The organism is Gammaproteobacteria bacterium (genome assembly GCA_040183005.1).
In the GTDB taxonomy this organism is placed as follows: Bacteria; Pseudomonadota; Gammaproteobacteria.
The window spans coordinates 416,964-438,795 of the sequence record JAMPIW010000002.1; the positions used below are offsets into that span (position 1 = coordinate 416,964).

Below are 21,832 nucleotides of genomic sequence, written 5' to 3' on the forward strand. Positions count from 1 at the left end.
TCATTATCACTTCTTTATGTATGGATATTTTTTTTGCTTCCATTCCTCAAAGCCACCGCGCAACCAGTAGACCTTGCGATACCCGCATGCCTGCGCGATACCCGCGGCCCTGGCACTGCGTGGGCAACGCGGGCCATTGCAGTAAAAAAGGATCGGTGCCTTTACATCCGACGCTACAGCCGCAAGGGAATCGCAATCGGTTACTGTGTCCGTCAAGCTGATGGAGCCTTCTATATAACCTTGCCTGCGGTCAACGAGGAGACGGGAATCTATAATGACCAGATTCGAGCGACGCTCAAGCTCGATCAGTTTCTCAGCATCGACCCGGTTAATTCCGGCGATAATCTCAGGAACTATCTCATCCCCGGAAAAACCCGCAACGGGCAGCAGCAACAACCACACCATCAATGCGAAAATACCGGTGCCTTTCCCGTAGCCATGCCACGCAAGATGTAGGGACAATGGCATTACGTTTCCCCTGTTCTCTTAGTGTGGAGTTCTATTATCATCGGCAATAACGCGCCGGGGCTTTAGCTGCACGCGAAGCAAGGGTTAATGCTATATTTATAATGCACCTTAACTCAAGATCGAAATTAAGGAAGGGATTTTCATGCTCTGGGTCAAAGCATTTCACATCATATTCATGACGGCATGGTTCGCAGGACTGTTTTACCTGCCGCGGCTGTTTGTCCATCACGCCATAACCGAGGATGCGGCAACCATCGAACGCTTCAAGATCATGGAACGCAAACTGTTCATTTTCGTGCTGCCCTGGGCCATCCTCACCATCGTGATGGGCATCTGGTTGCTCATCGACTATGCATGGCAGGCCTATTCTCATATGGGCTGGCTGCACGCCAAACTCATGCTGGTGGTGTTTCTCGTTGCCTATTATGCGTACTGCGGCAAACTGATGCTGGATTTCAAACATGATCGCAACCGCCGCAGCCATGTGTTTTACCGGTGGTTTAACGAGGTTTCGGTATTGCTATTAATGGCAATAGTGATACTCGTCACCGTCAAGCCTTTTTAGCGCGCATTGACACCAATCCGTCTTTCCTGAAAACCCTGGTACACCGCATAGTTATGACGCATTTTAGACTTAGACCAGTTTTTTATGCACAGTAATAGGATGATTCGCACAGAGCAAGCCAAAAATTGTCAATTTTTTATAAAGCATCCGCTGCGTTATTTAACTTATTGATTTTATTATGTTTTTATATAATCGACAATTTGTCATCATTCTGTCACAAACCCAACAATGGCGCGGCCTTGGCGCAGTTGGCCATGATTCCTCCACAAAGTTATCCACAGATTTTGTGAATAACCAATAAATCCAAAGAGCGATAAGAGGTTAGCGTTTATTGATTAGAAAAATTCTCAAACGGATATCTCAAGTGATATATTGCAACGCTAGCCAGAACGTGTTAAAGCGACAAAAAAATGAGGGGCATTGAATGACTGAGCCATTGTTGATCGGCAAAGGGGAACAACCCCAATATCTCCTGCCCGCCATGGCGAACCGCCACGGGCTGATTGCGGGGGCCACCGGCACCGGCAAGACCATCACCCTGCAAGGGCTGGCCGAAGGTTTCAGCCGTATCGGCGTGCCAGTCTTCATGGCGGATGTCAAAGGCGATCTGTCCGGCCTCAGTCAGCCTGGCGTGGACAACCCAAAGGTTCGGGAGCGCATTCTGAAGATGGGACTGGAGGGATTTAACTTCGCCGGCTGTCCCGTAACCTTCTGGGATGTGTTTGGCGAGCAGGGCCATCCGGTGCGCACCACCGTCTCCGACATGGGGCCGCTGCTGCTGTCCCGTCTGTTGAATTTGAATGACACCCAGGAAGGCGTCCTTACGCTCGCATTCAAGATTGCCGATGACCAGGGCATGCTGCTACTGGATCTCAAAGACCTGCGCGCCATGCTCCAGTTCGTGGGCGATAACGCCAAGGACTTCACCACCGAATACGGCACCGTCTCTGCGGCGAGCATCGGCGCCATTCAGCGCGCCCTGCTGAGCATCGAATCGCAAGGTGGCGAAAAGTTCTTCGGCGAACCGGCGCTGAACATCGATGATCTCATACAAACCGACAGCAATGGCCATGGCACGATCAATATCCTGGCCGCCGACAAGTTGATGGCCTCGCCCAAGCTCTATGCCACCTTCCTGCTGTGGTTGCTCTCCGAGCTGTTCGAGCAACTCCCCGAAGTCGGCGACCGCGACAAACCCAAGCTGGTGTTCTTCTTTGACGAGGCACATCTGCTGTTCAACGATGCGCCGCCCGCACTGTTGGAAAAAGTCGAGCAGGTGGTGCGGCTGATCCGCTCCAAGGGTGTCGGTGTGTATTTCGTCAGCCAAAACCCGCTGGACATCCCCGACAAGATCCTTGGACAGCTCGGCAACCGTGTGCAGCACGCGCTGCGCGCCTTTACCCCGCGCGACCAGAAAGCCGTGCGCGCTGCCGCCGAAACCTTTCGCAGCAATCCCAATCTTGATGTCGCCAGCGTCATCACCGAGCTGGGTATAGGCGAGGCGCTGGTGTCACTGCTCGATGAGAATGGCAAGCCCACCATAGTGCAACGCACGCTGATGTGTCCGCCGCACAGCCTGGTCGGCCCCATCAGCGCCCAGCAGCGGCAGACGATTATCCAGCAGTCCGCCATCTATGGCCATTACGAAAAACTCGTTGACCGCGAATCGGCCTATGAAATCATCAAGAGCCGCGCCGAGTCCGCTGCCGCACAGAAAGAGGCAGCCGCACCCGCCGCGCGGGGACGGCGCTCTGTTGCTGAGACCCTGGAGAGCGAATCGGCCGCACCCAAGCCTCAAGGTGGGCGCCAACGCGAGAGTGTCGTGGAAGCGATGGCCAAGAGCGCGGCACGCGCCGTTGGCAGCCAGTTGGGCAGGCAGATCCTGCGCGGGGTACTGGGTTCGCTGCTGGGTGGCGGAAAACGCTGAAAGAAGGTTAGGTAAGGTGCGTGGGACGCACCCTACGATTCCACTATTGATTTAGAATTTAGAAGCGCAAACAAAAACCCCGCCGTAAAGGCGGGGGTAAGAGTATTCTAGAAGCGGCTTATTCTAAATTGTTCAGGATCAGGCAGCCTGTACGATGGTCGCCTGCGGGCCTTTGGGGCCTTTTTTCTCCTCGAACTTCACAGTCTGGCCTTCGGCTAAGGTTTTGAAGCCATCACCGGAGATCGCGCTGTAATGTACGAATACATCTTCGCCACCATCTTGCGGGGAGATGAAGCCGAAGCCTTTGGATTCGTTAAACCATTTTACTGTACCGATACGCATTGTTACTTCCTCATAAAAAAACAAACTCATTAAGCTTGCCAAAATGCCGGGGAAACCCTTGGCAAAGAGCGGTAAGATCTTCGGCCCAGCCCAGCATTCCAGCGATAACTGCAAAACACTACAAGCAGCTACCGCCCGAGAATATCACACTTTATTGACAAGTCCATAAAAATATGCAGGAAAGCCGCAAGGCGCTGAAAATACTTTGCATTTTGGCGAAATCGGCGACAGCCCGGCCGGCAAAACTGGAAGTTTTTCTGTAAAAGTAGTAGCTTATGCCATCAAGTTATTAAGCTTTAACAGGCGCTTTATTATGGGACGCAAGCTTTACATCAAAACCTTTGGCTGCCAGATGAATGAGTACGATTCCTCCAAAATGGCGGATGTGCTGAAGGCATCGCATGGGCTGGAATTGACCACCGTCGCCGAAGAAGCGGATGTGTTGCTGCTCAACACCTGCTCGGTGCGCGAAAAGGCGCAGGAAAAGGTATTCTCCCAACTCGGGTGGTGGCGCGAGTGGAAAAAGAACCGTCCGGGCCTGGTGATCGGGGTCGGCGGGTGCGTGGCGAGCCAGGAGGGCGAGACCATTTTCAAGCGCGCGCCCTATGTCGACATCGTATTCGGCCCCCAAACACTGCATCGTCTGCCCGCATTACTGGAAGAAGTGGAACGCAAGCGCGTTCGGACAATGGATATCACCTTCCCTGAAATCGAAAAATTTGATCGCCTGCCCCCTCCTCGCGCGGAAGGCCCCACCGCCTTCGTGTCGATCATGGAAGGATGCAGCAAATACTGCACCTTCTGCGTGGTGCCCTACACGCGCGGCGAGGAAGTCAGCCGCCCGTTTGACGATGTTCTCAACGAGGTCGGCTTGCTGGCGGCGCAGGGTGTGCGCGAGGTGACGCTGCTCGGCCAGAACGTCAACGCCTACCGTGGGCGCATGCATGATGGCTTCGATGCGGATCTTGCATTGCTGATCGACTACGTCGCCGCGATTGACGGCATCGAGCGCATCCGTTACACGACATCGCATCCGGCGGAGTTTTCCGACAGCCTGATCGAGTCCTACGGATCGGTAGCGCAGTTGGTGGATCACGTTCATCTGCCGGTGCAGAGCGGTTCCGACCGCATCCTGGCGCTGATGAAGCGCGGCTATACAGCGGAAGAATACAAGGCCAAGATCCGTCGCCTGCGCGCGCTGCGGCCCGGCATCTGCATATCATCGGATTTCATTATTGGGTTCCCCGGCGAGACCGACGCCGACTTCGAAGCCACCATGAATCTCATCGAAGAAATCGGCTTCGACCGCTCCTTCAGCTTCGTCTACAGCCCGCGCCCCGGCACCCCGGCGGCAAGCCTGCCCGACGATGTGCCGATGGAAGTCAAACAGGCACGGCTGGCACGGCTCCAGGCCAGCATCAACGAACACTCGGCAAGAATCGCTCACGCCATGATAGGCACTGTGCAGCGCGTCCTGGTGGAGCGCTTCAACCCGGATGGCTCCATCTCCGGCTGCGTGGAGAACAACCGCGCGGTGCATTTTTCGGGCGATCCTGCGCTGATCGGACAGTTCGTCGATGTGCGCATTACCGAGGCCCTGGCAAGCTCGCTACGCGGCGAACGGGTGGAGCGCGTCACAGCGAAATGCGCTTGATAATTCATCAATTGATCGCAATATCAGTGTAAAATACGCAATCCTTGATCGTATCCATTTTTAAGAACGCTTATATACCTACCCATCTTGAACGACCAACCTCATTCTTCTGATTTTACGCTTGAGCCAGCGGACAATCAGCGCCTCGTCAATCTCTGCGGCCAATTTGATGAACACCTGCGACAGATCGAGCGCCGCTTGGGTGTCGAAATCAATAACCGTGGTCACGAGTTCCGTGTGATCGGCGATGACGCGGCAACGGTGCATACCGCCGAAGAGCTGCTCCAGAGCCTCTATGGCGAAACGGCACAAGCCGCGCTCACACCCGCGCGTGTGCATCTGTTTTTACAGGAATCCGGACTGGATGCTCTAGTAGGCGCGCCTGATCCGGCATTTGCCGACGTGAACCTGCGTATTCCGCGTGGCGTGATCAAGGGGCGCGGCTACAATCAGCAGCGCTATATAAAAAATATCCTGGCGCACGACATTAACTTTGGCATCGGCCCGGCGGGCACAGGCAAAACCTATCTGGCAGTAGCCTGCGCCGTTGCGGCGCTGGAGCAGGAAAAGGTACGGCGTATACTGCTAACACGCCCGGCGGTGGAGGCCGGCGAGCGGCTGGGTTTTTTGCCAGGTGATCTGGCGCAGAAAATCGACCCCTATCTACGTCCCCTGTATGATGCGTTGTATGAGATGCTGGGGTTTGAGCGTGTCGCCAAGCTGATCGAGCGCAACGTGATCGAGATCGCGCCACTCGCCTACATGCGCGGGCGAACGCTGAATGAGTCATTCATCATCCTCGACGAGGCGCAGAACACCACGGCCGAGCAGATGAAGATGTTCCTCACACGCATTGGTTTTGGTTCGGTTGCGGTGATAACCGGCGATATCACACAGACCGACTTGCCGCGTCCGCGCCAGTCCGGGCTACGTCACGTCATCGACGTGCTGCGCGATGTCGAGGGCATCAGCTTCACCTTCTTCCAGGCGAGGGACGTGGTGCGCCACCCGCTGGTGCAGCGCATCGTGTCCGCCTATGAATCGTTTGAAAGCAAAACAAAAGAAGAAGAATAGATGAGTATTCAGGTGGATGTCCAGTACGGGCCTGAATTGACCCAGGACGATGCCATACCGTCACTGGATCAGATTAGCACCTGGGCGCACGCGGCGCTGGCGGAGCGGCGTGAGGTAGCCCAGTTGACGGTGCGTATCGTCGGCAACGAAGAGGGTACGGCACTCAATGAAACGTATCGACACAAACAGGGGCCGACCAATGTGCTGTCATTCGCCGTCGAGGACGCCGACCTGCTGCCTGTGCCCTTATTGGGTGATATTGTGATTTGCGCGCCAGTCGTTGAACGTGAGGCGCTCGAACAACACAAGGAAGCTCTCGCCCACTGGGCGCACATGGTAGTGCATGGCGTACTGCATCTGCTAGGGTATGATCATGTCGACGAACAGGAAGCACAGGCCATGGAGACGCTGGAAGCAGACATCATGGCGCGATTGGGTTTTTCTGACCCCTATCAACCATCATAAGAGAATCGAAAAATTTTTAATCCTATGGACAACACATGAACGAAGGCCGATCTACTAACGGCGCAGCGCAACGCTCCTGGCTTGAAAGACTGAGCCACGTTTTGCTGGGCGAACCCAAAGACCGTGAACAACTCATCGAACTGTTGCGTGATGCGCAACAGCGTCAGCTGCTCGATTCAGACGCGCTGGCGATGATCGAGGGTGTGCTGCAGGTATCGGAAATGCAGGTGCGCGACATCATGGTGCCGCGCGCGCAGATGGTGGTGGTGGATCGTGACGCCGCATTGCAGGAAATCCTCCCCGTCATCACCGAATCCGAGCACTCGCGCTTCCCGGTAATCGGCGACAGCCGCGACGAAGTGATCGGCATTTTACTGGCGAAAGACCTGCTGGGTTACTTCGTCACCGGGCGGCACGCGGTTTTCAATGTGCGCGACATCCTGCGCCCGGCGGTGTTTATCCCGGAGAGCAAGCGCCTCAATGTGCTGCTCAAGGAATTCCGTGCCAGCCGCAATCACATGGCCATCGTCGTGGACGAATACGGCGGGGTGTCTGGCCTCGTGACCATCGAAGATGTGCTGGAGCAAATCGTCGGTGAAATCGCCGATGAGCACGATATCGACGAAGATGCCTATATCAAAAAACACAGCGACTTCAACTATACGGTGAAGGCGCTGACACCTATCGACGAATTCAATAGCTACTTCGGGAGCGATTTCAGCGATGAAGAATTCGACACTATTGGCGGCTTGGTAGTGCACGACTTCGGCAAGGTGCCGCGACGCGGCGAGGCACTGGCCATTGGGCGCTTCCGCTTCAAGGTGCTGCATGCCGACAATCGCCGCATTCACCTGCTGCAAGTAACCATGCGCACGCAAGAAGGCGAGATTGAGCAACCCGCACTGTCCGGCGAGTCATGATTGATGCGGCAGCGTAGGGAGCGCGCAGACGCTTGAGGCCTTTATTCACCAGTAAGGCACAGGCCACAGCCAACTGGCGTGGCGACTTGCTGGCCCCGCTGGCCGGGGCGCTGCTGCCGCTGGCATTCGCCCCTTTCGGGATCTTCCCGCTGGCGGTCATCATCCCCGCCCTGCTCATCGCCCTGTGGCTCAACGTATCGCCACGGCGCGCGATGTGGCGTGGCCTGCTGTTCGGCCTGGGCATGTTCGGCACCGGTGTGACGTGGATCTATGTCAGCATCTACGAATTCGGCGGCGTCAGCCTTCCCTTGTCGGTATTCCTGATGACGCTGTTCGTCATCGTGCTGGCCTGGTTTCCCGCCCTCTTCGGTTACTTTGTCACCCGCGTCTATCCCGCGCCGACACCCGCCGCCGTGCGCATCAAGCTGCTGCTGATCTTCCCCGCGGGCTGGACCTTCTTTGAATGGGTGCGCAGTTGGTTCCTGACTGGCTTTCCGTGGCTGAATCTCGGCTATAGCCAGATCGACACGCCTCTCGCCGGCCTGGCGCCGGTACTGGGTGTGTATGGGGTCTCCTGGGCAACGGCGTTCAGCGCCGGATTGTTGCTGGCGGTGGTACTGGATAAAGGTGGCGTGTGGCACAGGCTAAGACATATCGCTGTGTTGCTGGCGCTATGGATCACAGCGGGATTGCTGGGCATGCAGCAGTGGACCCAGCCGACAGGGACACCGCTGAAAGTGAGCCTGATCCAGGGCAATATCCCGCAGGACATCAAATGGACGCCGGATGTCAGAGACCCCACCCTTGAACTTTATCTGCGTATGACACGCGAGCACTGGGACAGCAACCTCATCATCTGGCCGGAAACTGCCATGCCGGTGTTTTACCACGAGGCGGAGGATTTCCTCGGCGCGCTGGGCGAGGAGGCGCGCGAACATCATGCTGATATGTTGATAGGCGTACCGGTCATGGATATGCGCACGCAACGCTATTACAACAGCATGACCAGCCTCGGCAGCCACCAGGCGTTTTACCACAAGCATCATCTGGTGCCGTTCACCGAATACCTGCCCATGAAAAGCGCGCTGGCGGGCGTCGTCGATTTTCTTCAGGTGCCGATGTCTGATTTCAGCAAGGGCGGGCTGGATCAACAGCCGCTGAGCGTTGCGGGGCAGAAAGCGGCCATCTCGATTTGCTACGAGGCCGTGTTCGGCGAAGAGGTGATTCGCCAGTTGCCCGCTGCCACACTGCTGGTCAATGTCAGCAACGATGCCTGGTTCGGCCACTCCATAGGCCCGCTGCAACACCTGCAAATCACCCGCATGCGCGCCCTGGAGACAGGCCGCCCCCTGCTGCGCGCGACCAACACCGGCATCACCGCCATCATCGGCCCCAACGGAAAACAGCTTGCTGTCGCGCCGCAATTCAAGACGTATGCACTAACCGCTACAATACAGCCAATGAGTGGCGCAACACCCTATGTGCGGGTGGGAAATATGCCTGTGGTGGGAATGCTGGTATTGGCACTAGCGATGGGATTGTTCCTGGTGAAAAGACGGTAGACGTTTTTCCCGAGTATTGTGAGCATCATGGAGGAGGCTCTTGCGGATTTCCCTCCGCCAACTTTTCCAGCAAAGCAAGTTGAGCCGAGTATGGATGCTGGTTTTCCAGCGCGACCTTCTCATAGCTTCCATCGCTTTGCAGCAGCCACGCTTGTACATTGTCATCCAGGCACATCATCAACGCCTCCTGTATGAGGCGCTTTTTGAGGGTCTTGGCTTCGATGGGAAAACACACTTCCACGCGCCGGAAAAAATTGCGATCCATCCAGTCGGCGCTGGCGCAAAACACCTCCGGCTCGCCGCTGTGATGGAAATAATAGACCCGCGAGTGTTCCAGAAAACGGCCCACGATGGAGCGCACCCGGATGTTTTCGGAAACACCCGGTATTCCCGGCCTCAGGCAGCACACCCCACGCACGATCAGATCAACCTTCACCCCGGCCTGGGATGCCCGATAAAGCGCCCGGATAATGTTCGGCTCGATCAGGGCATTCATCTTTGCGATGATGCGCGCTGTGCGTCCGCGGCGGGCATATTCAGTCTCGCGCTCGATCTTTTTCAGCAATTCCTTGTGCAGTGTAAAAGGCGCCTGCAACAGTTTGTTCAGTTTCGTGATGCGTCCCAGGCTAGTGAGTTGCAGGAAGATTTTGTGGACATCCTCGCCGATCACTTCATTGCGGGTAAACAGGCCGAAATCAGTGTACGACCTTGCGGTACGGGCATGATAGTTGCCAGTGCCCAGATGCACATAGTGACGCAGGCCATCCTCTTCGCGGCGCACCACCAGGATCATCTTGGCGTGGGTCTTATAGCCCACCACGCCATATACTACATGGGCACCCGCCTCTTGCAACTGAGTCGCCATATTGATGTTGGTTTCTTCGTCCATGCGCGCCAGCAATTCGATAACCACAGTGACTTCCTTGCCGGCACGGGCCGCCTCCAGCAAGGCATCGACCAGCACCGAATCTCGCCCAGTGCGGTAGAGGGTCTGTTTGATGGCCAGCACATTGGGGTCGGCGGCAGCCTGGCGAACGAAATCGACCACGGGGGCGAAGGATTCGTAGGGATGATGCAGCAGCACATCGCCATGACGCAGCGTCTGGAAGATATTGGTACTGCGCTTCAGTCGCCCAGGCAGCCCCGGTGTGAAGGGCGGATATTTCAGGTCCGGCCTGTCCACCACGTCGGGGATAGTCATCAGGCGCGCCAGATTCACGGGGCCATTGACCTGATAGAGGTCATCCTGGGTCAACTCAAATTGATCGAGCAGATAGGCGGCCATCTCGGGGGGGCAATTGTCGGCCACCTCCAGCCGCACCGCCTCGCCGTAACGGCGCGAGGGCAGCTCGCCCTCCACCGCCCGCAGCAGGTCGTCGATTTCCTCCTTGTCCACAAACAGCTCGCTGTTGCGCGTGACGCGGAACTGGTAACAGCCAGTCACCTTCATGCCGGGAAACAGATCCTTGACGTGCGCGTGGATGATGGAGGTAAGGAACACAAAATCATGTGGACCGCCCGCATATTCCTCCGGTATCTGGATCAGGCGCGGCAAGGCGCGCGGCGCCTGCAACACCGCCACCTCCCCGCTACGCCCGAAGGCATCCTTGCCGGTAAGCGAGACAATGAAATTCAGGCTCTTGTTGAGGATATTGGGAAAGGGGTGCGAGGGATCAAGACCGAGAGGACTCAGCACCGGCAGCAATTCGTTCTCGAAAAAGCGCTTTACCCAGCGCTTCTGTTTGGCGCTCCAGTGGGTACGCCGCACAAAGCGGATGTTTTCGGCAGCGAGCCGCGGCGTCAGCACCTCATTGAGTAGCCGGTACTGCTCATCCACCAGCGCGCGTACTTCAACACCGATCTGCTTCAGGGCATCCAGCGGGGTGATGTTGTCCGGCCCGGTCTGCGCCGACTCCAGCGCCACCCATTGCGTCAATCCTGCCACCCGCGTCTCGAACAACTCGTCCAGGTTGTTGCTGAAAATGCACAGAAAGCGCAGACGCTCCAGCAGCGGCACGGACTCATCCCTGGCCTGTTCAAGCACGCGCCGGTTGAACTGAAGCAGGCTCAGGTCGCGGTTGATATAAAGATCGGGCTGCTTTAGATCGGCCTCGTTCATTCTTATAGTTTAGAGCTTGCTAACCACGTGGTTTATCAAAACTAAATGTTGGGTCCGCTTCGCTTGACCCAACCTACATTCTCATATCAAAAACCGGGATAATCTATAGCTGAAATATTGCAAGAATATTACAGCGCTTAGAACCTGTTCACGATCTCGATCAAGGGATGCAGTGCAAGGCAAAATCGAACGAAAAAGCGGAGCATACACGAAGTATGTGAGCATTTTGAGTTCGATTTTAACGCCGCAATGCGCCCTTCAGCGAGATCGTGAACAGGTTCTTAGAAAAACGTCCCGTCCAATGGCGACGATGCGCTTGCATAGAGCTTACGCGGCATACGCCCGGCGCGGTAGGCCTCACGCCCCGCCTCGATGGCCTTTTTCATCGCCGAGGCCATCAATACCGGGTCTTTGGCGCAGGCAATCGCCGTGTTCATGAGTACGCCATCGCAGCCCAGCTCCATGGCAATCGCCGCATCGGAGGCAGTGCCAACACCGGCATCAACCAGGATCGGCACCTTGGCATTCTCGATGATGATGCGGATGTTGTACGGATTGCGGATACCCAGCCCGGAACCAATGGGCGCGGCAAGCGGCATCACCGCGACACAACCCATCTCCTCGAAGCGTTTGGCGGCAATGGGATCGTCATTGGTGTAGACCATCACCTTGAAGCCGTCCTTAATCAGTATATCGGCAGCCTTAAAAGTTTCAGCAATGTCCGGAAAAAGGGTTTTCTGATCGCCCAGCACCTCCAGCTTGACCAGATCGTGGCCATCCAGCAACTCACGTGCCAGCCGGCAAGTGCGGATCGCGTCATCGGCGGTGTAGCACCCCGCAGTGTTGGGCAGCAGGGTATATTTATCCAGCGGCAGCACATCCAGCAAATTGGGCTCACCGGGGGTCTGACCGATGTTGGTGCGGCGCACCGCCACAGTAACGATCTGCGCACCGCTCGCCTCAGTGGCGCGGCGTGTCTCGTCGAGGTCGCGGTATTTACCCGTACCCACCAACAGGCGGGAGTGATAGGCGACGCCCGCAATGATTAAGGGATCGGTTGAAATGGTGGGTTGTGACATGATGGAATCCTGAACTGTGATGCGGCGCGGACGCGCCTGGGCTGGATGAAATTATAGCGCGAATGGTGCCGACAGACTAACCGCCGCCGATGGCATGGACAATCTCTACCCGATCACCTGCCCGCAAATGGCGCGCCGCATGTGCGCTGCGCGGCACAATGTCGAGATTGACTTCAACTGCTATGCGCTTACCAGTCAAAGCCATCGTTTCGACTAGATCGGCGACGCTGTAACCATCCGGCACCTGGCGTGCCGCGCCGTTGACAAAAATTTCCATGGTATCCCACAAGGGCGGGCTTGAGCCCGCCCTGTCATTTGTATACTAAAGATTGACCTAAACGACAAAACACGTGAAAATGCTTGGACTGCCTGAGCGGGTGTAGTTCAATGGTAGAACTTCAGCTTCCCAAGCTGATAGCGTGGGTTCGATTCCCATCACCCGCTCCAAACCTTTCAGCATCACCCTGCCATCACTGCGCCCGCGGAACCCACCCCGGGGCACCCTGTCTTGCCGGCAACAGATTCGCACCCGCCAGATGCTCATGCAACTCACTGGACGTGAGCTTGGTCAGATCCTTGGCCAGCTCATGCACCTCGAAACTCACATGGGCGGGCACATCGAGTGCATCACGCAGGAAGCCCAGCATGCGTGTCTCCGCAACCAGAACAAGATGCGCGGCCTTTTGTTGCTGTGCCACGCGGACTGCTTCTTCGGTTATGCGTTGAGCAAAGCGCCGCTCAAACTCGTCTTCGTGACGGTCTCGCTGGTCATCATAACCGTAAGCGGGTGCGCCGGGCCGCGAGCCACCGCGTGCCGATTTGGTATCGGTCCACATCTCCGTGCTCGAGACTTCCTTTTCGGTGCTGATTAAGTCTTCATGCTCCACCAGGTTAGGCCCCGCCTCCCCCGCGGGAAGAGCTGCCGGTTCCAGGGTAAAAAAGCGGGCGCGAGTCCCGTCTGCAACGACTACACAATAGGCTTTCATGGTTTTTTCTCCCTTCAAATGAAACAGAGACCAGGCCGCACACACCGCACAATGGCATGGATAGTGCCTTGTGATCATCACACCCAGCACACCATAAATCAAGGGTTCCCGGAAGATTATCTATCCGGGCCAATGACACCAAGCGCATACAATCCGGTAAAGACCATCGCGGCAAAGCTCAAGATCAGAATACTTAAAATGAAAATGGCAAACACACCACGCATATTGTAATTTCTCCGGTGGAACTCTACTTTGATTTAGATCAAACTTCTTTCGATTTGGAAACCAAATGTATGGGCGCACTGCACGAGGGGCAATACGTCCATAATGGCAATTTATCCGCCGCTTGCACGGCAATCGTGATTACCTGCTGGCATACGGGGCATGTGCCCGTCGCATTATTAGCGGTGGACAATGTGCGGTATCTTGAATAGGCTGTAACCGGCCCGGCAATAAAAAAACCTACCGCCGCCAGCACATGCACAACGGGGATAAACGTAACCAGCGAGAGCGCCGACAGCGCCCACGATATTCCCCATGCCTTGGCCGCCCTTACCATGCGGTCGCGCTGATCATAGGCGGTGGAAGAAAACACCCCTTCACAGGGTGGGCCTTCATTGCCCTTGATCCAGATGTCCTGCTGTTCGATTGTCGACATTGGCACTATTGAGGGCGCGAGATGCCGCCTAAAAAATATTAGCATAACACACACTAGCACGCTGAGATAACGTCGCAACACCATGAAAACCACGCAATTCAGTAACCGCCTACTGGCATGGTTCGACATGCACGGGCGTAAGGACCTGCCCTGGCAGCACAACACCACACCCTACCGCGTGTGGGTTTCCGAAGTCATGCTACAGCAGACCCAGGTCGCCACCGTTATCCCGTATTTTCAACGCTTTATGGCGCGATTTCCTGATATCACGGCGCTTGCCTCTGCACCGCTGGACGAAGTGCTGCACCTGTGGACAGGACTCGGCTATTACGCCCGTGCCCGCAACCTACACCGTGCGGCAGGCATAGTGCAGGAGCGGCACAACGGCCAATTCCCGATTGATATCATCGCCGTACAGGCGCTGCCGGGCATCGGCCGCTCCACATCAAGCGCCATACTGGCCCTGTCCGCAGGCCAACACCACGCCATACTCGACGGGAATGTGAAGCGTGTGCTGACTCGTTTTCACGCCATCGAAGGCTGGCCAGGCAAGAAAGACGTCGAGCAAATGCTATGGGATCTGGCGGAGCAACACACCCCCTATCAGCGGGTGGCGCACTACACCCAGGCGATCATGGACCTCGGTGCCACACTCTGCACGCGTGCCAATCCGAGCTGCGAGCGATGCCCGCTCAGCGATGGTTGTGCGGCGTATCAGCAAAACCGTGTAGCTGAATTCCCCGCCACCAAGCCACGCAAGACCCTGCCTGTGCGCGCCACCACCCTGCTCATGTTACGCGATTCCCATGATGGTATATTGCTGGTACAGCGCCCACCAGCAGGCATCTGGGGCGGACTATGGAGTTTTCCAGAATGTCCTGTGGATGAGGACATTGAGGCCTGGTGCGCGCAGCATCTCGGCTGCCACATCACCGCCAGCGAGGCATGGCCGGCGCTACGCCACACCTTCAGCCATTTCCACCTCGACATCAAACCAGTTCACGCCCGTGTGCGTGAAATGAACGGCATCATGGAGGGGGGCAGCGCCATTTGGTACAATCCCGCATCCCCCAAAGCACTGGGACTGGCCGCGCCCGTTCAGCGTTTATTGACACAATTATCAGGAGACAATCACGCATGACCCGCACCGTTCACTGCATCAAACTCGATAAAGAGGCCGAAGGCCTGGCCCTCCCTCCTTACCCCGGCGAGTTGGGCAAACGGATTTTTGAAAACGTCTCCAAGGAAGCCTGGCAGATGTGGCTGAAACACCAGACCATGCTCATCAACGAATACCGCCTCGCGCTGGTAGACATCAAGGCGCGCCAATTCCTGCAACTCGAAATGGAAAAATTCTTTTTCGGTGAGGGTTCAGCGGCACCAGAGGGGTATGTGCCGCCTGTAAAATAGGCTTCAGCTACTGAAATCTAGCGTAGCGTATTGCGAGCGATCAAACCATTCGGCGCAATACGTTCCACTCATTGATGCCCTATGCAATAGCATTCCGGCGCTTTGTAACACCGTACAATTACGGAAACACAACAATACTGGAGCCTGGCACCCATGGATCATATTTTTTCATCGCGCCTTCAAATAAAGGCGAAGATATAAAATTATCCAGCCATGCGTTCACATGCGCGTATGGCGACTGGGAAAACCATGCCATATCCACCAGAGAAAATTGCCGCACAAAGGGTGCAACTGCAATATCGGCAACCGTTATGCGATCACAAACCAAATAAGCAAGCTGCTGTAGTCGGGCTTCTAGCGCAGACAAAAAAACTTCTCCTTTTTCCCGGTAATGTTCCATAGGGAAATCCGGATACCGCACCGAATATTTATAATGATCGAGGTGAGCTTTGAAATCAAAGTCATTTTCATGGACGAGATGCTCTGCCTCTTCTAGCAGATGCGCCTGATTCCGGCATAGCCAATCGTCGGGATCATTGATTGATAATGCCCATCTCATGATATCCCAGCTTTCATCTATCACCGCACCATCGGGCAGAATAAGCACAGGCACCGTCCCCTTGTCTGACTGCAAAAGCATATGTTGCGGCATATCACGCAACTCAACTTCCCTGAGCTCAACAGCCACATTGCTATATTTAATCGCCATTCTTGCCCTCATCGCATAAGGACAACGACGAAAAGAAAAAAGGATCGGAAGCGTCATATTTTCCCGGATAATTAATTTAGGGTGGGTTAGCGTTTTATGCGTAACCCACCAAGCGTTGCGCAGCAACACAACGCGTTATTTCATGAGTGCCTGGCGGCAAGTCCGGTGGGTTAGGCACAAACTGCGTGCCTAACCCACCCTACATTTATAAGGGTGGGCAAGCTATCTTATTAAATTTTTATTTGAAAACCAGTCGTTATAAATTTTCTCATCAATAAAATAATAGGGAGGACCAAGTTTCTCCTTTCTGCGAAATTCCACCGTAACTACTCACTCCCTTCACACGAAAAATAACTTAAAAATCTCTTGACAGGTTTTTTCTATCGAAAAAACCACTTCCTTATCTCGGTGTAAAATCTATTCTCTATTGCCGCTGGCAGGGGCTTTGATCTCTTCAATGAGCCGCCTTGCCATTTCAAGTCGAAAAAACCATTTCAGCCTGATCTGACCGTTATCAGGGGGTCGAAAAATGCCATGTTATCCTTTGGCTATTCCAAACGTATAGCCCCCCTTATTAATGGCAAGCCTAGACAAAACCTCGGTCAGAAACGAAGTCAGCCGGTTGAAAGCGGATTTTGAGCAGCTCAGTTGCGACGGTAAAGTGCCTCGCGAAACTCAGGTGCTTATGAATAGCATGTTCATGATGATGGAGCTGATGCTCTCCATTTTTCTGGAAAGAATAACCAAGAAAGACAGCCGCAACTCCAGCAAGCCCTCCTCCCAAACGGAAAAGGACGACTCCTCGTTGAGTCATCCGGGGAGCCAGGGTAAGGGGAAAAACGAAAACGGCGCCCTGCTGAAAAACACGCGCGTCAAAGAGAGTGTGACTCTTTCTAGAGTCCGCCTCTGCGATGTATGTGGCGAAGATCTGGATAATACGCCCTGTAGTCACCATGAAAGACGGACGAAGATCGATATTGTTTTTGAGAAAGTCGTTGAGCATGTGGATGCCGAGGTCAAGCAGTGCCCGGTCTGCGATGCGACGGTCAAAGGGAAGTTCCCGGCGGATATGCACGGCCCGTTGCAATACGGCGATGGCTTAAAGGCCTTTGTCATCAATTTACTGGTGTCTCAGATGGTCGCGATCAATCGCGCGCAAACGCTGCTGACCTCCATGATCGGTGTTGTGATCTCTGAAGCCACTCTTCTGGCTTTTGTGCTGCGGCTTCATCGTGCCTTGGAGCGGTGGGAGCAGCACGCCACCGCACAGCTGCTGAAAGCACCCTCTATGCATGTGGATGAGACCTCCTTGCGGGTGGATAAGCAAAACCACTGGATACACGTGTACTCCGCAGGGGAGATCACCCTCAAGTTTTTACATCGAAAACGGGGCACGGCAGCGATCACGTCGATCGATATTATTCCGCGCTACGATGGCGTCATCATTCATGACTGCTGGTCATCCTACTTGTCCTATGATCACTGCTCTCACGGCCTGTGCGGCTCGCATCTGCTGCGCGAATTGACGTTCATTGTTGACGCCAATGACTATGCCTGGGCGCGCCACATGAAACGCCTTTTACAGGAGAGCTGCGCCACCGTCTCCAGAAGCACGGAAAAGAGATTGACCGATGAAGCGCTGGCGCGGTTGCAAAAGCGCTACCGCACGATTCTCACCCGTGGCGAAAAAGAGCTTCCACCTATTCCCCAAAAGCCCAGCGGGAAACGCGGCAAACTCGCCAAGTCAGATGCACACAATCTGCTGGACCGATTGCAAAAACATGAGGCATCCGTCCTGCTGTTCGCCAAAAACCCTCATGTCGCCTTCACCAATAACCGGGCCGAGCGTGATTTGAGAATGTCCAAGGTGAAGCAAAAGGTCTCTGGCTGTTTCCGCTCAGAGATTTATGCTCAGGCTTATTGCCGAATATCAAGCTATCTGCAAACTATGGCCAACAAGGGACATAATCCTCTTATTGCGATTCAAATGGCTCTCGCGGGTGAGGTCAACTTAATCGGGGGTGAGTAGTTACGGGAGAATTACGATTTCTTTCAGGATTTCGCGGGATTAGATACAGCATTGTTCCACTAATAATGCCTGCCTTCCCTTCTCTTGTTTTTTCAGAAATTGATGCTTTTACCAAGCCTCTATTTGGAGGGTCTTTTTCGGTTGTTAGAAGAAAAATAATCTCTTCTCCTATCTGAGGCATGAAAACATCATCGTTTTTCGCTCCCCACTCAACAGGGGCGATTCTTTTCAGGCCTACCTTGTCATATTCAAATGTTACGCAATAAAGCCTTGTAGCATGGATTGAATATCCTTTTTGAAATTCTTTTCGTATGCTGAGTTCCCCTATCAGTTGATAACACTTATTTCCTTGTTCATCTATCAATGGGCCATGATCCATATCATCGGGAGTTGATCGATAATCATAGTAGCCAACAAAACTCTCTAGGACAGGCATAGGGCCGGGATGGACCTTATCCGTAGCTCGACCTAGCACTCCCGCTTGAAAGAGAGCTACAATCAGAGCAGCTAAAGCGGCTATAACAGTCCCCACCCCCGCCAAGATGCCTGGGATTGTTTGCCACCATGAACCATTAGATTTTTTGGTCCCATCTATCACCAAGTAACTCCATCTCAGTTTCCACATCATCCAAATGTAGTGGTGGAAAAGTTGGCCAAACTCACGCCTAACTTATGATCCAGCACCTTTACTGCATGTTAGTATCATCCGCAGAACATCCGGCGTCAACGAATCTTGATATGAGATTCAGTATGTTACTGTACTTCACTACACTCATCCCCCGCCTCGGGGCAACTACCTCAGTCCATGCTACAATTACGCCCCTCTTTCATTAATCACAAACTCATCACCCCAACACCATGATTCCAGCCCTTTCCCTGCATAATCTCACCAAGGTCTACAAAAACGGCATCACTGCCCTGCACGGTATTGATCTGGAAGTAGCGCCGGGGGATTTCTTTGCGCTGTTGGGGCCCAATGGCGCGGGCAAGTCCACCACTATCGGGATTGTTTCTTCACTGGTCAACAAGACCGGCGGCACGGTGCAGGTGTTCGGCCATGACATCGACACCGATCTGGCGGCCGCCAAGGCGTGCATCGGGCTGGTGCCGCAGGAGTTCAATTTCAACATCTTCGAGCCGGTGGTGGAGGTTGTGGTTAATCAGGCGGGGTATTACGGCATCCCGCGCCGTTTGGCGTGCGAGCGCGCGGAGCGTTATCTGACTCAGCTTGGATTGTGGGAGCGGCGCCACGATCAGGCGCGCATGCTTTCGGGTGGTATGAAACGACGTTTAATGATTGCTCGGGCGTTGGTTCACGAGCCGCGTTTGCTGATTCTCGACGAGCCGACGGCGGGGGTGGATATCGAGATCCGTCACTCGATGTGGAGCTTTCTCAGCGAGATCAATGCAGCGGGAACGACCATCATCCTCACCACACACTACCTGGAAGAGGCCGAGCGGCTGTGCCGTAACATCGCCATTATTGATAATGGGCGCATCGTTGAAAACACCAGCATGCGCCAGTTGCTCAATCGCATGAACTCGCACACGCTGGTACTTGATCTGGCGCGCCCGCTGGATGTCACGCCAGATCTTCCCGGTTTTGCAACATGCCGCGTTGATGATCTCACGCTGGAGGTGGAAGTATCGCGCGACGCCAATATCAATACGCTGTTCGCCGCGCTCTCCGCGCAGGGCATCGAGGTGGGCAGTCTGCGCAACAAAACCAACCGGCTGGAGGAGCTGTTTATCGGCCTGGTCGGCAGCAAGGAAGATGCGGCATGAACGGGCGCGAGCAGTATGTCGCTTTCAAGGCGATCCTGGTCAAGGAGGTATTGCGTTTCGCGCGTATCTGGATCCAGACCATCCTGCCGCCGATGATTACCACGGCACTGTATTTCGTGATCTTCGGCCGCCTTATCGGTAGCCAGGTGGGCGACGTGCACGGCTTCCGCTATATGGAGTACATCGTGCCGGGGCTGATCCTGATGACCGTGATAACCAACTCCTACGCCAATGTGGTGTCGTCCTTCTACAGCTCGAAGTTTCAGCACAATATCGAAGAGATGCTGGTGGCGCCGGTGCCCAATTATCTAATTTTGCTTGGATTCATCGGTGGGGGGCTGGCGCGCGGTCTGGCGGTAGGTGTGGCCGTGACGGTGGTGGCGCTGTTCTTTACCCCCATCCCGCTGCACAGCCTGTGGGTTGCGTGTTCAGTACTGGTGCTCACCAGCATATTGTTCTCGCTGGCGGGTTTTATTAACGGGATTTACGCCAAGAGCTTCGACGACATTTCCGTGATCCCCACTTTCGTGCTGACACCGCTCACCTACCTGGGCGGCGTGTTCTATTCCATCGCCATGCTGCCGCCCTTCTGGCAGTCTATCTCGCTGACCAATCCCATCCTGTACATGGTCAACGCCTTTCGTTATGGCTTGCTGGGGGTATCGGATGTCAATCTGGGCGTGGCCTATGCGGCCATCCTGGGCTTTATCGCGGGATTGTTCGGATTTGCACTGCACCTGCTCAACAGGGGATATGGGATTCGGTCGTAAGATTGCGTGAACGCCACCCTGCGCCCTCATGATGTGTAGAGAGGAACCACATCGTTTGGTACACTCAAAGCATTACGCAAGCTGTGTTTAAAACTAATATGAACCGCCCTTTCCGCTCCAACGATACACGCAGCTCTTGGCGCTGGGCGTTATTGCTGTTGTCCCTGTGGAGTTATCTTGCGCTGCTTATCGCCGGCAGCCTTTATCCCGCAACTGCCTGGCGAGTACCTGGCGAGCACTTCCTTGCATTTTTGATTGCCTCATGGCCGCGTTATGCGACACGTACCGATATCACCACCAATATCCTGGTCTATCTTCCTTTCGGGTTCTTGCTGGCGTCAGTGCTGCGGACCCGGATGAGGCTACGTTATGCGGTGTGGTGGGTGGCCACGGCGGGCCTGCTGTTGAGTCTTTTGATGGAGATACTGCAAAATTTTCTGCCTGGCCGCAACCCCTCCAATCTTGATGTTCTTACCAACACTGCCGGTGCATTTGCGGGCGCATTTGTAGCAAGAGTGACCGAAGGTCATCGCTGGCCTGGATCTCTCTTGTTCGCGTGGCGTAAACGGTGGTTTCTTCCAGGGTGGTGGGTCAATCTTGGAATTGCATTGCTCGGGTTATGGGCGTTATCTCAGCTTAGTTTGCAAACCCCCTCTTTAGTCGCCGGAAATCTTCACACAGGGTTCACCCCTTTTTGGGAAGCGCCACCTGATATATCTCGTATCCAATTCCAGAAAATACTGATTTTTATGCTGGAAATTGCCGGATTGGGGTTGTTCACCGCGACGTTGATCAGCCCCCGCCACCGCATGATGCCTGTATCTGTTGCCTTGTTTACCGCTGCCGTATTGTTCAAGTTCTTCGCTGCGGCGATATTTCTCAAGCTGCCGGTTCTGGCACGACTTATTTCCGTGGAGGCGTTGGCAGGGCTGGGTATGGGGCTGATACTCTTGCTTGTTATTCAGCACAGGAGTAAAAAGCAGCCTTGCGGCGCTGCCCTTGCCGTTTTGATCTCTTTCGTTGCTGTGCAGTTGATCGACGCGATTATCGTCCAGCCTGGGGGGATTGCCTTACCTGCCTGGCCGCTCATCCGGGGCAACCCCCTCAATGTCACGGGACTTGCTTCTCTCATGGCGCAGGTATGGCCCGTTTTGGCCATCACTCATTTATTGATGGGCCGCTTGCTCTTCCCCGCCCGTTGATGGCCTGTCCGGGGTTAGAGCCTGTCTGTGAATAAATCATCCCTGCGACGGAGGCCGGTTTTGCGCAGGGCAAGGAAGGCTGAGCGTAGTGTGCCTGTCGCACATGAG

The 21,832-nt window shown here is 54.9% G+C and carries 22 protein-coding genes and 1 tRNA gene; 14 read left to right on the plus strand and 9 right to left on the minus strand.

Features of this window, described 5'->3' with window-relative positions; translation table 11 throughout:
• Positions 1-6: 6 nt before the first annotated feature.
• Positions 7-468, minus strand: a complete 462-nt coding sequence (locus M3A44_03600; protein ID MEQ6340743.1) for a rhodanese-like domain-containing protein — start codon at positions 466-468, stop codon at positions 7-9.
• Between the two features lie 142 nt (positions 469-610).
• Here M3A44_03600 and M3A44_03605 point away from each other — a divergent pair, with 142 nt between their 5' ends.
• Positions 611-1,033, plus strand: coding sequence for a CopD family protein (locus M3A44_03605; GenBank protein MEQ6340744.1), 423 nt, complete (start codon positions 611-613; stop codon positions 1,031-1,033).
• A gap of 424 nt (positions 1,034-1,457) precedes the next feature.
• Positions 1,458-2,960, plus strand: coding sequence for a DUF853 domain-containing protein (locus M3A44_03610; GenBank protein MEQ6340745.1), 1,503 nt, complete (start codon positions 1,458-1,460; stop codon positions 2,958-2,960).
• Between the two features lie 138 nt (positions 2,961-3,098).
• Here M3A44_03610 and M3A44_03615 read toward each other — a convergent pair whose 3' ends face one another.
• Positions 3,099-3,302, minus strand: coding sequence for a cold-shock protein (locus M3A44_03615; protein ID MEQ6340746.1), 204 nt, complete (start codon positions 3,300-3,302; stop codon positions 3,099-3,101).
• A 313-nt stretch (positions 3,303-3,615) separates the two neighbouring features.
• On the opposite strand from M3A44_03615, the gene miaB reads away from it, so the two are divergent.
• From miaB to lnt, 5 genes are all read left to right on the plus strand, one after another.
• Positions 3,616-4,956 (plus strand): tRNA (N6-isopentenyl adenosine(37)-C2)-methylthiotransferase MiaB, encoded by a 1,341-nt coding sequence (miaB, locus tag M3A44_03620; protein ID MEQ6340747.1) that lies wholly within the window; start codon positions 3,616-3,618, stop codon positions 4,954-4,956.
• 87 nt (positions 4,957-5,043) lie between these two features.
• Positions 5,044-6,030 carry a PhoH family protein gene (locus M3A44_03625; GenBank protein MEQ6340748.1) on the plus strand — a complete coding sequence of 329 codons (987 nt, stop codon included), beginning with the start codon at positions 5,044-5,046 and terminating at the stop codon, positions 6,028-6,030.
• Positions 6,031-6,495 (plus strand): rRNA maturation RNase YbeY, encoded by a 465-nt coding sequence (gene ybeY / locus M3A44_03630; GenBank protein ID MEQ6340749.1) that lies wholly within the window; start codon positions 6,031-6,033, stop codon positions 6,493-6,495.
• Between the two features lie 35 nt (positions 6,496-6,530).
• Positions 6,531-7,415, plus strand: coding sequence for a CBS domain-containing protein (locus M3A44_03635; GenBank protein ID MEQ6340750.1), 885 nt, complete (start codon positions 6,531-6,533; stop codon positions 7,413-7,415).
• Positions 7,416-7,447: 32 nt separating this feature from the next.
• The gene (gene lnt, locus M3A44_03640; protein ID MEQ6340751.1) at positions 7,448-8,977 is read left to right on the plus strand and encodes an apolipoprotein N-acyltransferase; all 1,530 of its coding nucleotides are present in this window, start codon (positions 7,448-7,450) and stop codon (positions 8,975-8,977) included.
• 25 nt (positions 8,978-9,002) lie between these two features.
• Here lnt and ppk1 read toward each other — a convergent pair whose 3' ends face one another.
• The 3 genes from ppk1 to thiS all read right to left on the minus strand — a co-directional run bounded on the left by ppk1 (position 9,003) and on the right by thiS (position 12,452).
• Positions 9,003-11,096: a polyphosphate kinase 1 gene (gene ppk1, locus M3A44_03645; protein ID MEQ6340752.1), complete on the minus strand. Its 2,094-nt coding sequence runs from the start codon at positions 11,094-11,096 to the stop codon at positions 9,003-9,005.
• Positions 11,097-11,377: 281 nt separating this feature from the next.
• Positions 11,378-12,175, minus strand: coding sequence for a thiazole synthase (locus M3A44_03650; GenBank protein MEQ6340753.1), 798 nt, complete (start codon positions 12,173-12,175; stop codon positions 11,378-11,380).
• 76 nt (positions 12,176-12,251) lie between these two features.
• Positions 12,252-12,452 (minus strand): sulfur carrier protein ThiS, encoded by a 201-nt coding sequence (gene thiS / locus M3A44_03655; protein ID MEQ6340754.1) that lies wholly within the window; start codon positions 12,450-12,452, stop codon positions 12,252-12,254.
• Positions 12,453-12,548: 96 nt separating this feature from the next.
• Between thiS and M3A44_03660 the strand changes: the two genes are divergently transcribed.
• Positions 12,549-12,622: transfer RNA gene (locus M3A44_03660), tRNA-Gly, on the plus strand.
• 23 nt (positions 12,623-12,645) lie between these two features.
• Here M3A44_03660 and M3A44_03665 read toward each other — a convergent pair.
• Together M3A44_03665 and M3A44_03670 are read right to left on the minus strand one after the other, a co-directional pair.
• Positions 12,646-13,161 (minus strand): host attachment protein, encoded by a 516-nt coding sequence (locus tag M3A44_03665; GenBank protein ID MEQ6340755.1) that lies wholly within the window; start codon positions 13,159-13,161, stop codon positions 12,646-12,648.
• 262 nt (positions 13,162-13,423) lie between these two features.
• On the minus strand, positions 13,424-13,819 hold the full coding sequence (locus tag M3A44_03670) for a hypothetical protein (protein ID MEQ6340756.1): 396 nt from the start codon (positions 13,817-13,819) through the stop codon (positions 13,424-13,426).
• Between the two features lie 82 nt (positions 13,820-13,901).
• On the opposite strand from M3A44_03670, the gene mutY reads away from it, so the two are divergent.
• On the plus strand, positions 13,902-14,960 hold the full coding sequence (gene mutY, locus M3A44_03675) for an A/G-specific adenine glycosylase (GenBank protein ID MEQ6340757.1): 1,059 nt from the start codon (positions 13,902-13,904) through the stop codon (positions 14,958-14,960).
• On the plus strand, positions 14,957-15,229 hold the full coding sequence (locus M3A44_03680; protein MEQ6340758.1) for an oxidative damage protection protein: 273 nt from the start codon (positions 14,957-14,959) through the stop codon (positions 15,227-15,229). Before mutY ends, M3A44_03680 begins: the two co-directional genes overlap by 4 nt.
• Before the next feature lie 118 nt (positions 15,230-15,347).
• Here the strand turns inward: M3A44_03680 and M3A44_03685 are convergent, their stop codons facing one another.
• Positions 15,348-15,995, minus strand: a complete 648-nt coding sequence (locus M3A44_03685; protein ID MEQ6340759.1) for a glutathione S-transferase — start codon at positions 15,993-15,995, stop codon at positions 15,348-15,350.
• A 520-nt stretch (positions 15,996-16,515) separates the two neighbouring features.
• On the opposite strand from M3A44_03685, the gene M3A44_03690 reads away from it, so the two are divergent.
• Positions 16,516-17,967 (plus strand): IS66 family transposase, encoded by a 1,452-nt coding sequence (locus tag M3A44_03690; GenBank protein MEQ6340760.1) that lies wholly within the window; start codon positions 16,516-16,518, stop codon positions 17,965-17,967.
• Here M3A44_03690 and M3A44_03695 read toward each other — a convergent pair.
• The gene (locus M3A44_03695; GenBank protein ID MEQ6340761.1) at positions 17,945-18,565 is read right to left on the minus strand and encodes a hypothetical protein; all 621 of its coding nucleotides are present in this window, start codon (positions 18,563-18,565) and stop codon (positions 17,945-17,947) included. The genes M3A44_03690 and M3A44_03695 overlap by 23 nt on opposite strands.
• A 260-nt stretch (positions 18,566-18,825) precedes the next feature.
• Here M3A44_03695 and M3A44_03700 point away from each other — a divergent pair, with 260 nt between their 5' ends.
• The 3 genes from M3A44_03700 to M3A44_03710 all read left to right on the plus strand — a co-directional run bounded on the left by M3A44_03700 (position 18,826) and on the right by M3A44_03710 (position 21,724).
• Positions 18,826-19,752, plus strand: coding sequence for an ABC transporter ATP-binding protein (locus tag M3A44_03700; protein MEQ6340762.1), 927 nt, complete (start codon positions 18,826-18,828; stop codon positions 19,750-19,752).
• Positions 19,749-20,522 carry an ABC transporter permease gene (locus M3A44_03705; protein MEQ6340763.1) on the plus strand — a complete coding sequence of 258 codons (774 nt, stop codon included), beginning with the start codon at positions 19,749-19,751 and terminating at the stop codon, positions 20,520-20,522. Before M3A44_03700 ends, M3A44_03705 begins: the two co-directional genes overlap by 4 nt.
• 98 nt (positions 20,523-20,620) lie before the next feature.
• Positions 20,621-21,724, plus strand: coding sequence for a VanZ family protein (locus M3A44_03710; protein ID MEQ6340764.1), 1,104 nt, complete (start codon positions 20,621-20,623; stop codon positions 21,722-21,724).
• The last annotated feature ends 108 nt before the right edge of the window (positions 21,725-21,832 follow it).